We start from the raw sequence: 12,350 nt of genomic DNA, 5'->3' as shown, positions 1-12,350 counted from the left end.
TCCACAGATTTATTTTTTTGTAAGTGCAATGAATGTTTCAATACGTTCAGCAACGACTTTCAAGCTGGATTCCCAGAAAGTGACACTGGTAACATCGATTCCAGCCAATGCGGCAACATCTTCACATGAAGCTGTAGTTGTTGCCTTAAGAAGTTCTTGGTATTGCGGAACAAAAGCTGCTCCTTCTTCCTGATACTTCCCAAACAATCCAAGTGCGAATAAACCACCAAATGCATATGGGAAGTTATAGAAGCTCAGTCCACCACTATAGTAATGTCCTTTGTTGATCCACATGTATGGATGCATGTAGTTTTGATCCAACCCATCGCCATAGGTATCCTTTTGTGCCTGAATCATAATTTCTTTTAGATCTTTAGCAAACAGAAACTCAGTTTTGCGACGTTCGAAAACTTCGCTCTCAAATTTGTATCGCGATAGAATATCAACGGTTATTTGTGCTAAGTCAGAAATGGAGTTCTCAATCAAAACCAACTTCTCTTCATCACTTGCTTCGACAAGAGCAGCGTTGAGAACAACATTTTCGCAAAACGTTGATGCTGTTTCAGCGACAGGCATCGTATAATCTGTATTTAAAATTGAAAGGTCCTCAATCAACATTCCATGGTATGCATGTCCTAATTCATGAGCAAGAGTAATGATATCAGACATACTACCGTCAAAATTTGTGAGGATACGACTTTGCTTGATTTGAGGTTGATTTGAACAAAATGCGCCGCCTCGTTTTCCTTCGCGAGGTAAGAAATCAATCCATTTTTCGTCATAGGCACGTTGTGCCATGTCATGAAGGTCTGAAGAAAATGTTCCGAAGCTATCAAGGATCATGGTTCGAGAATCTTCAATGGTATATGTTTTAGGATTCTTTGTTTCGAATGGAGCAAACAGATCATACCACGGTAAGCCGTTTTCATGACCAAACAGTGTTGCTTTGTGGCTAAAGTATTTTCTGAATACAGGTAAGTACGATTCGATTGCCGCTATAAGAGCATCCAGGGTTTCTTTTGACAGACGAGAATCCGCGAGTGTTTTTTCTAACGCTGACTCATAACCACGCATCTCAGAGAGTGTATTGACCTCGCCCTTAATACTATTCAATGCGAAGGCAACCGCATCCTCTATACCTTGATACATTTCGAGTTCCTTCTCATATGCAATTTTACGAGTTGCAGCATCGGGACTGTATGCAAGATTTCGAATTGATGATAATGTATATGTTTTTCCATCAATTTCAGTTGTTATTTGTGAGGTGAGGTGTCCCTGAAGTTTGCTCCAGTTTGAGGATGCGTTCATTTTCATTTTAGCAATGACTTCTTCGACATCGTCATTCAATAAATGCTTACTTTCACTTGCAATTTCACGAAGCATAAATGCGTGTTCTGCAATAAGTGGGCTTGAAGCAATCCAAGATTCAAGTGCATCACCATGATGTGCAATGAATGCTTTAAATTGAGCATAAGGTTTTGACATTTCGGTGACGAGTGGTTGTAACTTACCATATGCGTTATTACTTTCTATATCAGTCGTATTTGTAGACAAGCGTAAAGAAATATAGCTAAATAACGACTGTGCATTTGCACTGGTTTCAGCATCGAGTTTAAGCCAAGCCTCCAAATCCTCCATTGTTTCTAAAGATGCAGCACTTTCTTGCATTGCTTGAATCTGGGATTTAAGACGGTTTACGTCGTTATCGAAAGATTCATTAAAATCTGAATATAATGCGTCTAATGACCAAGTATACATAATTAAGAGTCTCCTTTTACTGTGTAATTATACCACTAGAATGAAACAATTATCACTGATTTATGAAAATAGTATTGAAACAAATGTAAAATAATGTTAATCTTTCACTAGAAAGGTTGGGATCTTATGGTCAACAATCACAATATAACAAACATTAGCTTTTTCTTTTTCTTTAGATAATCGGTTAATTTCGCCAACGAGATTAACCATTTTCTAATGGAAATCGACTTGGCTAACTCACAACGTGTATTTCAAAGCCATGTCGAATGATATGGCTTTTTGTTTGAGAAGGAGGACGTATGAAAAAATACACTGTGATTCTATTAACTATGGTGATGCTCTTGTTTACAACAGCATGTAGTCAAAACACTGCAAAATACAAAATTGGAGTTATTCAATTGGCAGATCATCCTTCACTGGATGCTGCATATGAAGGAATGAAGCAAGAACTTGAAACACAACTTGGAAGTGAAACAGTATCGATTGATTATCAAAATGCGCAAGGTGATTTACTCAATGCCGATTTAATTGTAAATAAATTTGTATCTGATAAAGTTGATCTAATCTATGCTATTGGAACAAATGCAGCACAAGCGGCAATGAACGCGACATCAGGAACAGATATTAAAGTCATCTTCAATGCTGTAACAGATCCTGTAGCAGGAGCTTTAGTACAAACACTGGAAGTTCCAGGAGGAAATGTGAGCGGCGTTAGCGATATGAGTCCACTTGAAAAACAATTGGGAATCATTAATGAAATTACACCCAATGCCAAAAAAGTAGGTGTCCTTTATAACATTGGTGAGATCAACTCCCAAGTTCAAGTCGATTTATTGAAACAGACTGCACCTAAATTGGGTCTAGAAATTGTTGCTAAAGGGATTTCAAATACGATGGATGTCTCTACAGCGGCAACCCAATTAGCGGCCGATGTCGATGTATTCTTTAACATCACTGACAATATGGTTGTAGCAGCAACCGCAACACTGATTGATGTTGCAAATCGATCCAACAAACCTGTATTTGCGAGTGAAGATGGACAGTTTGACCAGGGGATTCTTGCAACAGCCTCGTTAAGCTATATGACATTAGGGAAACAAGCAGGTCTTATGATTTATGATATTTTAGAAAATGGCACAGATATCACAACGCTCCCAGTATATCAATCAAAAGAAACGGTCTTATACGTCAATCAAGATGTGGCGATCCAACTCGGAATTGAACTATCCGAAACTGTGCTCGCAAACATTTCTGAAAGGTAACACTTGTTTTCTGAAATACGATGTGATAAAGTTACATTAACAAAAGAGGTGTCTTATGTACATGAAACGATGGAGCAACAAGCGAATTGAATATTAGGGCTAAGCAGTAGCCCTTTTCGCTTGGGCACACCGATTCTTAGTAAGATCTAAAGACTACGTGGTTTACGCGTAGTCTTTTTTTGTGTATAAGGAGGAAATTTATGAAAAGATTCATGATAGTTTTAGTGGTTTTGACGCTCTTATCAGGGTGCAGCAGCAATTCGGAACAGAAGGACAGGCCAACAATTGCTGTATTGCAATTTGGAGACTTTGCTTCACTAAATGATACGTATCAAGGTATTGAAGAAATATTTGAAGAGCAAGGTGTTAATGTTGTATACAAAAATGCCAACGCAGATACTTCAGTCTTGATGATGAATGCCCAAAGTATACAGCAAGAGGAAGTAGATGCAGTCATTGGAATAACAACCCAATCAGCACAAACGGCAATTAATGTGTTTGAACATGATAATATACCAATCATTTTCAGTGCTGTCAGTAATCCAGAGGCTATCGGTATTACCGACGCAATGGACTTTGTAACAGGTGTTACCGATACAGCACCTTATCTTCAACAATTGCAACTTATCGAAAAACTAACACCCGATGTAAAAAAAGTTGGCATCGTTAACCGTATTGGAGATGTGAATGGAATATATCAGGTGGAACAAATTAAAGCTGCGGCAGCCAGTACACAATTAGAAATTGTGAATAAAGGTGTTAATGACGTTCAAGAACTCGGTGTTGCATTACCAATGCTTACGCAAGAAGTTGATGCCATGTTTGTGATAACAGATGATCTGAATGTTTCTGGTACATCTTTGATCGTCGATCATGCCAATAAAAAATCAATTCCTGTCTATGCTTCCGAAGATGGTCAGTTAGAAGAAGGAATTCTTGCAAGTGTTTCGATTAATTATGTTGAAATCGGAAGACAGACGGCAAAACTCGCACTTCGCGCTCTTAACGAAAAAAAATTAAAGATTGAAACACCAGAACATAAGGTTACTAAAATAAACCAAAAAGTCGCTACAGAATTGGGTATAAAGATTCCTGAAGAGTTTTCAGAATTTACATTCTGATGAATAAATTTTCATATAATTGAGTAAGAGGGTTGTCAACCGAAATAAAATCTGTTAATGTGTGAACAGAAGAAAGGTTGGGAACAACAATATGAAAACTCAAAATATCAATAACGTTACACGTGCCCAACAAATGAGCAACTATTATTATTTTAGATAACCAGTTAATAGCCTTTAGGATATTAACTATTTTGTGTTACTAAAATATCTACGAGGCTCATTGAATCAATAACGGTTATTAAACCCTAACTTTTGAAACACTAAGCCACGTAGCGTGGCTTTTTTGTTATAACGTTAGGAGAAAAGAAAATGAAAAAAATTATAACAGCAGGAATTATTGTATTACTAGTATTAACCGGATGTGCTTCAAAGCCGACATCGGAATTCAAGGTGGGAGTTATCCAGTGGGGTGAACACCCAGCACTCAATGAATCATTAGAAGGAATGAAAGAAGGCTTAATCGAAGCTGGCGTTGCCGATACGATTACAGTCGAAGTTAAAAATGCAAATGAAGATGCTAGCAATGCATCCATGATTGCAAGTCAATTTGTAAATGACAAGGTAGATTTGATCTTTGCGATTGCAACACCATCAGCACAAGTTGCGATGAATGCCGTCGAAGGCACAGATATTCCAGTTGTATTTAGCGCTGTTTCTGACGCTAAAGCTGCAGGATTGGTAGAAAATCCAACCGCACCCGAAGGTTCCATCACAGGTGTTAGTGATTTACCGCCACTCGCACAACAAGTTGCATTGATGCAAGAAATGTTACCGTCAATGAAAAATATCGGAATTCTCTTCAACACCAGTGAGGTAAATGGTCAAAACCAAATTAAAGAAATCAAAGAAATTGCGAAACCGCTCGACCTTGAAGTTGTAGAAAAAGGCGTTAGCAGTCCGAATGAAATAGCTCAAGCAGCAACTCAAGTTGCACTTGACAGTGATGCACTCTTCATTGTTAACGACAATATGATTGCAACAGCAACAGGACTTGTTGTCCAACAAGCACTAAAAGAAAACAAACCAGTCTTCATGGCTGAATCAGGACAGTTTGATCAAGGAATCTTTGCAAGCGACTCAGTAAGCTACAAAAAACTAGGAATTCAAGCAGGTCATATGATTAAGGAAATCTTAGTTGATAACAAACCAATTAAAGAGATTCCAGTACAAACTGCTTCAAGTACAGAGTTGTTTGTAAGTGAAAAAATGGCAGATCAGTTGGGACTTACGATTCCAACGAGTGTCTTAGAAAGAGCGATAGTTCGATAATGTTAGGATTTGTAATAGATGTTTTAATACAGGGGTTACTTTATGGCATCATGTCGATGGGAGTCATGCTGTCCTATAAAATTTTAGATATACCAGATTTAAGTGTTGATGGTACCTACCCATTGGGTGTTGCCATCAGCGCAATCTTAATTATTAATGGTGTAAACCCATGGGTTGCACTCTTGGCATCAATGGCCGGTGGGTTCTTGGCTGGTATTGTAACGGGCGTTTTCCATGTAAAATTTGGAATTTCAGCACTTTTAAGTGGAATATTGGTGATGACAGGACTGTACTCAATTAATATGATGGTGGCAGGTGGAAAATCAAACCTTCCATTATTCAAATACGACAATATTTTTTCAACCACCTGGTTAGAAAATATGGGGGCACCATCATTCATAGTTGATAACTTTCAGATAATCGTCATGATTATTCTCGTAGTCCTTATCAAATTAATGATAGATGCGTTGCTTACGACACGTGTAGGATACTTATTAAAAGTCACAGGTGATAACGAAGGACTTGTTACATCACTTGGACATAATGTGGGCACGGTAAAAATACTTGGCCTTGCACTTGCGAACAGTATTGTAGCCTTAAGTGGTGGTGTCGCAGCTTCAGTAGGTCGTTACTTTGATGTTTCACTCGGAACAGGAATGGTTGTACTTGGACTTTCCTCCGTCATACTAGGAACCACACTTTTTGGAAAATTGAAGTTCAAACAAACCACTAAAGTTATCTTAGGAGCTATTGTATACCGATTCATCATCGCAATTGCACTACGATTCAATATGGATCCTCAACATCTAAAACTAGCAACTGTAGTAATTTTTGTTGGTGCAATTCTACTCAACCAAAGCAAACTATCAAAATACTTAGGGAAAGGAAGCGAAGTAAATGCTTAAACTCAACAATATTAAGAAAAAATTTAATGTAAATAGCATCGCAGAAACAACGCTTTACGAAGACCTAAGTGTTGAAATTGAAGATGGCGAATTTGTCACAATTATTGGTTCAAACGGTAGTGGGAAATCGACATTGTTAAATCTTGTAACGGGCCAAGTGACACCTGATTCAGGAGAAATTTCATTCAATGAAGAAGACCTGTTAAAAGTTAGTGATTTCAAACGATTTAAAAAGATTTCACGTGTATACCAAGATCCAATGTCAGGGACGGCACCATCTTTGACAGTGCTCGAAAACCTATCTTTGGCAGTCGATAAGGGAAACTTGTTCAATCTAAAAAAGGCAATTCGACGTGATAAAGAAGCAGAATTTGTCGCGCAATTAAAGACATTAGATATGGGTTTGGAAGATAAACTTCATGTCCAAGTTGGGCAATTATCGGGTGGCCAACGTCAAGCACTTTCATTACTTATGGCATTGATGAACAATCCGGAAGTATTGTTGTTAGATGAACATACAGCGGCACTAGATCCTAAGAGTTCAGAAGCGATTATGATGCTCACGGATAAGATGATTGCTTCACGTAAAATAACATCGATTATGGTGACGCATAATCTTCAACATGCACTTGATTATGGCGACAGGTTATTGATGTTTCATGGTGGGAAAATTATCTTTGATGTTAAAGGTGAGGCAAAAGAAAAATTAACACGCGAAACGCTTATCAAATTATTTGTGGAACATGAGAATGCATTCGAGGAAACAATTTGAAGAAAAATGTGACGGTCATCCATGATCGTCTTTTTTTATTTATGGAATCAAAATTGTAGGCCTTAATAATTCATACACAAATGAATAATTACATATAATAAGGATAGAAAAAAATGCTGAAATAAAATTACAAAAAATGTGCGAAATATGTGTTGATTCGGTTGACAGGTCCTTATGCCAGTGGTATTATGTACAAGCGTTCAAGGGAACTTGGGTGCGAAATGGTCTTTGAAAACTAAACAGGAAACGTCAATTTCAAAAGAAATACAAGAAATAAACAAAACTCGTCAGAGTATAAAAATGAGAAAGAATCAAATGGAGAGTTTGATCCTGGCTCAGGATGAACGCTGGCGGCGTGCCTAATACATGCAAGTCGAACGAAGAGCGTAAGAAGCTTGCTTCTTACAATCTTAGTGGCGAACGGGTGAGTAATACATAAGCAACCTGCCTCAATGCCTGGGATAACTGATGGAAACGTCAGCTAATACCGGATAGGTTAAGTCAAGACATCTTGATTTAATTAAAGATGGGATACATCACAATGAGATGGGCTTATGGCGCATTAGTTAGTTGGTGAGGTAACGGCTCACCAAGACGATGATGCGTAGCCGACCTGAGAGGGTGACCGGCCACACTGGGACTGAGACACGGCCCAGACTCCTACGGGAGGCAGCAGTAGGGAATTTTCGGCAATGGGGGAAACCCTGACCGAGCAACGCCGCGTGAGTGAAGAAGGCCTTCGGGTTGTAAAGCTCTGTTGTAAGGGAAGAACGATAGTTAGAGGGAATGCTAGCTATATGACGGTACCTTACCAGAAAGCCACGGCTAACTACGTGCCAGCAGCCGCGGTAATACGTAGGTGGCAAGCGTTATCCGGAATTATTGGGCGTAAAGGGAGCGCAGGCGGTTTATTAAGTTTATGGTGAAAGTTCGGGGCTCAACCCCGTGATGCCATAGAAACTGGTAGACTTGAGTACAGGAGAGGTTAGTGGAATTCCATGTGTAGCGGTAAAATGCGTAGATATATGGAGGAACACCAGTGGCGAAGGCGGCTAACTGGCCTGTAACTGACGCTGAGGCTCGAAAGCGTGGGGAGCAAATAGGATTAGATACCCTAGTAGTCCACGCCGTAAACGATGGATACTAAGTGTTGGAGAAATTCAGTGCTGTAGTTAACGCAATAAGTATCCCGCCTGGGGAGTATGCGCGCAAGCGTAAAACTCAAAGGAATTGACGGGGGCCCGCACAAGCGGTGGAGTATGTGGTTTAATTCGAAGCAACGCGAAGAACCTTACCAGGTCTTGACATACCGCGCAAAAGCATAGAGATATGTAATAGTTATGGCGGATACAGGTGGTGCATGGTTGTCGTCAGCTCGTGTCGTGAGATGTTGGGTTAAGTCCCGCAACGAGCGCAACCCTTGTCTTCAGTTACCAGCATTAAGTTGGGGACTCTGGAGAGACTGCCGGTGATAAACCGGAGGAAGGTGGGGATGACGTCAAATCATCATGCCCCTTATGATCTGGGCTACACACGTACTACAATGGCGTATACAGAGGGCAGCGAAGCAGTGATGTGAAGCGAATCTCAGAAAGTACGTCTCAGTTCGGATTGGAGTCTGCAACTCGACTCCATGAAGTCGGAATCGCTAGTAATCGCGAATCAGCATGTCGCGGTGAATACGTTCTCGGGCCTTGTACACACCGCCCGTCAAACCATGAGAGTTGGTAATACCCGAAGCCGGTGGTCTAACCCGAAAGGGAGGAAGCCGTCGAAGGTAGGACCGATGATTGGGGTTAAGTCGTAACAAGGTATCCCTACCGGAAGGTGGGGATGGATCACCTCCTTTCTAAGGAGTAATAACTTAGTAAGAAGCAGAAGTTGACACAAGAGTTTCCTGTTTAGTTTTGAGAGGCTATTAAGCTTTTCAAAAGAATGATCTTTGAAAACTGAATAACAGAAGAGATAGATAGACATAAAGTTATCAACAGAATATCTTTTCGAATAGTTGTATAAACTAGATTTACATCAAGTTAAACAAACAGTAACTAAAAGCAATTAAAAGCAAAGCGAACACACGTTTATCGAAGCGATAAACACAAAAACTGATTTTAAACAATCAGGCGCGAAATTACATGTGATTAAATATGTAAGGGCGTACGGTGGATGCCTAGGCACTAAGAGCCGATGAAGGACGCGACTAACAGCGAAATGCTCCGGGGAGAGGTACGTACTCAACGATCCGGAGGTATCCGAATGGGGGAACCCAGTACTGGTAATGCAGTATTACATATAGATGAATACATAGTCTATAGTGAGGCAACCTTGCGAATTGAAACATCTTAGTAGCAAGAGGAAAAGAAAACAACAGTGATTCCCTGAGTAGTGGCGAGCGAAACGGGAAGAGCCCAAACCATCTTCGAGATGGGGTAGTAGGACCACAATGTGGGATTAATTAAAGCTAGTCGAATGGCATTGAAAGGCCAGTCGTAGAAGGTGCAAACCCTGTAGACGAAAGCTGCGATTACCCTAGTGGAATCCTGAGTACGGCGAGGCACGTGAAACCTTGTCGGAATCAACCGGGACCACCCGGTAAGGCTAAATACTCCTTAGTGACCGATAGTGAACCAGTACCGTGAGGGAAAGGTGAAAAGAACCGCGGAAGCGGAGTGAAATAGATCCTGAAACCGTATGCTTACAAGAAGTCAGAGCCCGTTAAAGGGTGATGGCGTGCCTTTTGTAGAATGAACCGGCGAGTTACTCATAATGTGCAAGGTTAAGTTGGAAAAGACGGAGCCGAAGCGAAAGCGAGTCTTAATAGGGCGCGAAGTACATTGTGGTAGACCCGAAACAGAGTGATCTAGCCATGACCAGGTTGAAGTTTGGGTGAAACCAAATGGAGGACCGAACCGACCATCGTTGAAAAGCTGGCGGATGAGTTGTGGCTAGGGGTGAAATACCAATCGAACTCTGATATAGCTGGTTCTCCCCGAAATAGCTTTAGGGCTAGCGTCATCGTAAGGCCACTGGAGGTAGAGCACTGAATGTATGATGGCCCCATCTCGGGGTACTGAATATAATCAAACTCCGAATGCCAGTGGAGAAGTAGATGGCAGTCAGACTATGGGTGATAAGGTCCGTAGTCAAAAGGGAAACAGCCCAGATCGCCAGTTAAGGTCCCAAAATTCATGCTAAGTGGAAAAGGATGTGGGGATGCACAGACAACTAGGAGGTTGGCTTAGAAGCAGCCACCCTTGAAAGAGTGCGTAACAGCTCACTAGTCGAGTGACCCTGCGCCGAAAATTTACCGGGGCTAAGTATGATACCGAAACTGCGAATTTGTAGTAATACAAGTGGTAGGGGAGCGTTCTATACAGCGTTGAAGATGTACCGTGAGGAGCGTTGGAGCGTATAGAAGTGAGAATGCCGGTGTGAGTAGCGAAATGTCAGTGAGAATCTGACACACCGATTGCCTAAGGTTTCCAGGGGAAGGCTCGTCCGCCCTGGGTAAGTCGGGACCTAAGATGAGGCTGAAAAGCGTAGTCGATGGACAACAGGTTGATATTCCTGTACCCGAGCCATAAGTGAAGGAATGACAGAGAAGGCTAGGTTAAGCCGGCGAATGGAAGAGCCGGTTTAAGCGAAGGAGCCGTATGGTAGGCAAATCCGCCATATAAAGCAAAGGCGTTATGAGGAGTGAACCCGTGAGGAAGTAGCGAAGTAACCGATGCCAGCTCTCAAGAAAAGTTTCTAGCGTTAATTATGGTTTGGCCCGTACCAAAACCGACACAGGTAGGCAAGGAGAGAATCCTGAGGTGAGCGAGAGAACTGTTGCCAAGGAACTCGGCAAAATGACCCCGTAACTTCGGGAGAAGGGGTGCTCTTTTTAGAGAAGAGCCGCAGTGAAGAGGCCCAAGCGACTGTTTAACTAAAACACAGCTCTCTGCAAAGTCGCAAGACGAAGTATAGGGGGTGACGCCTGCCCGGTGCTGGAAGGTTAAGGGGATGTGTTAGACCATGAGTCGAAGCATTGAACTGAAGCCCCAGTGAACGGCGGCCGTAACTATAACGGTCCTAAGGTAGCGAAATTCCTTGTCGGGTAAGTTCCGACCCGCACGAAAGGCGTAACGATTTGGGCGCTGTCTCGGCAGCAGACTCGGTGAAATCTTAGTACCGGTAAAGATGCCGGTTACCCGCAACTAGACGGAAAGACCCCATGGAGCTTTACTGTAGCTTGATATTGATCTTTGAATTTACATGTACAGGATAGGTGGGAGACTATGAAGCATGAACGCTAGTTTATGTGGAGTCGCCATTGGGATACCACTCTTGTAAGTTTGAAGATCTAACCGCGACCCGTAATCCGGGTCCGGGAGAGTGTCAGGTGGGCAGTTTGACTGGGGCGGTCGCCTCCTAAAGAGTAACGGAGGCGCCCAAAGGTACCCTCAGATTGGTTGGAAATCAATCGACGAGCGTAAAGGCAGAAGGGTGCTTGACTGCGAGACCTACAAGTCGAGCAGGGACGAAAGTCGGGCTTAGTGATCCGGCGGTACCACGTGGAAGGGCCGTCGCTTAACGGATAAAAGCTACCCTGGGGATAACAGGCTGATCTCGCCCAAGAGTTCACATCGACGGCGAGGTTTGGCACCTCGATGTCGGCTCATCGCATCCTGGAGCTGAATTCGGTTCCAAGGGTTGGGCTGTCCGCCCATTAAAGCGGTACGCGAGCTGGGTTCAGAACGTCGTGAGACAGTTCGGTCCCTATCTGTTGTGGGCGTAGGAAATTTGAGGAGCGCTGTCCCTAGTACGAGAGGACCGGGATGGACATACCGCTGGTGTACCAGTTGTCCTGCCAAGGGCATGGCTGGGTAGCTAAGTATGGACTGGATAAGCGCTGAAAGCATCTAAGCACGAAGCCAACTCCAAGATGAGATTTCCCATACGTAAGTAGTAAGACCCCTGAGAGACGATCAGGTTGATAGGTCAGAGGTGGAAGCATAGTGATATGTGTAGCTGACTGATACTAATAGGTCGAGGTTTTAATCACAATAACGACTATTTGAAAAGATACAAAGTCTTCTGTTATTCAGTTTTGAGAGATTACTCTCATGATCTGGTGATTCTAGCAAAGTGGTCACACCTGTTCCCATCTCGAACACAGAAGTTAAGCACTTTAGCGGCGACAATATCTAGCCCAGCGTTAGTGAAGATAGCTCATTGCCAGGTAATTCGACATCCATTTGGATGTCTTTTTTTATGGGTT

At 42.1% G+C, this 12,350-nt stretch carries 6 protein-coding genes and 3 rRNA genes; 8 read left to right on the top strand and 1 reads right to left on the bottom strand.

All coding sequences use genetic code 11. The features are described 5' to 3' along the window. Window positions 1-9: 9 nt before the first annotated feature. Window positions 10-1,758, bottom strand: a complete 1,749-nt coding sequence (locus G7061_RS07885) for a M3 family oligoendopeptidase (RefSeq protein ID WP_166120295.1) — start codon at window positions 1,756-1,758, stop codon at window positions 10-12. A 299-nt stretch (window positions 1,759-2,057) separates the two neighbouring features. Here G7061_RS07885 and G7061_RS07880 point away from each other — a divergent pair, with 299 nt between their 5' ends. The 8 genes from G7061_RS07880 (at window position 2,058) to rrf (ending at window position 12,313) form a co-directional block, all read left to right on the top strand. Further along, window positions 2,058-3,020: an ABC transporter substrate-binding protein gene (locus tag G7061_RS07880; RefSeq protein WP_159632988.1), complete on the top strand. Its 963-nt coding sequence runs from the start codon at window positions 2,058-2,060 to the stop codon at window positions 3,018-3,020. Between the two features lie 200 nt (window positions 3,021-3,220). After that, window positions 3,221-4,141: an ABC transporter substrate-binding protein gene (locus G7061_RS07875; RefSeq protein ID WP_166120292.1), complete on the top strand. Its 921-nt coding sequence runs from the start codon at window positions 3,221-3,223 to the stop codon at window positions 4,139-4,141. A 309-nt stretch (window positions 4,142-4,450) separates the two neighbouring features. After that, window positions 4,451-5,410: an ABC transporter substrate-binding protein gene (locus G7061_RS07870; protein WP_159632982.1), complete on the top strand. Its 960-nt coding sequence runs from the start codon at window positions 4,451-4,453 to the stop codon at window positions 5,408-5,410. After that, a complete protein-coding gene (locus G7061_RS07865; protein ID WP_159641875.1) occupies window positions 5,410-6,315 on the top strand; it encodes an ABC transporter permease in 906 nt (301 codons plus the stop codon). The genes G7061_RS07870 and G7061_RS07865 overlap by 1 nt, the downstream gene beginning before the upstream one ends. Further along, window positions 6,308-7,087, top strand: coding sequence for an ABC transporter ATP-binding protein (locus G7061_RS07860; protein WP_159641872.1), 780 nt, complete (start codon window positions 6,308-6,310; stop codon window positions 7,085-7,087). Before G7061_RS07865 ends, G7061_RS07860 begins: the two co-directional genes overlap by 8 nt. A 312-nt stretch (window positions 7,088-7,399) precedes the next feature. Continuing rightward, window positions 7,400-8,936 (top strand): 16S ribosomal RNA (locus G7061_RS07855). Window positions 8,937-9,226: 290 nt separating this feature from the next. Then, window positions 9,227-12,134, top strand: a 23S ribosomal RNA gene (locus tag G7061_RS07850). A 65-nt stretch (window positions 12,135-12,199) separates the two neighbouring features. Next, a 5S ribosomal RNA gene (gene rrf / locus G7061_RS07845) occupies window positions 12,200-12,313 on the top strand. The 16S, 23S and 5S rRNA genes sit together here, the layout of an rRNA operon. The last annotated feature ends 37 nt before the right edge of the window (window positions 12,314-12,350 follow it).

It is taken from the genome of Erysipelothrix sp. HDW6B (assembly GCF_011301115.1).
GTDB lineage: Bacteria > Bacillota_I > Bacilli_A > Erysipelotrichales > Erysipelotrichaceae > Erysipelothrix > Erysipelothrix anatis.
The sequence above is the reverse complement of the archived record's forward strand: the minus strand, read 5'-3'. Positions and strand labels throughout refer to the sequence as shown.

Excerpts from the sequence above, each read along its gene's own strand:
- G7061_RS07885 (WP_166120295.1), bottom strand. The coding sequence starts at position 1,758 with ATGTATACTTGGTCATTAGACGCATTATATTCAGATTTTAATGAATCT.
- G7061_RS07880 (WP_159632988.1), top strand. The coding sequence starts at position 2,058 with ATGAAAAAATACACTGTGATTCTATTAACTATGGTGATGCTCTTGTTT.
- G7061_RS07875 (WP_166120292.1), top strand. The coding sequence starts at position 3,221 with ATGAAAAGATTCATGATAGTTTTAGTGGTTTTGACGCTCTTATCAGGG.
- G7061_RS07870 (WP_159632982.1), top strand. The coding sequence starts at position 4,451 with ATGAAAAAAATTATAACAGCAGGAATTATTGTATTACTAGTATTAACC.
- G7061_RS07865 (WP_159641875.1), top strand. The coding sequence starts at position 5,410 with ATGTTAGGATTTGTAATAGATGTTTTAATACAGGGGTTACTTTATGGC.
- G7061_RS07860 (WP_159641872.1), top strand. The coding sequence starts at position 6,308 with ATGCTTAAACTCAACAATATTAAGAAAAAATTTAATGTAAATAGCATC.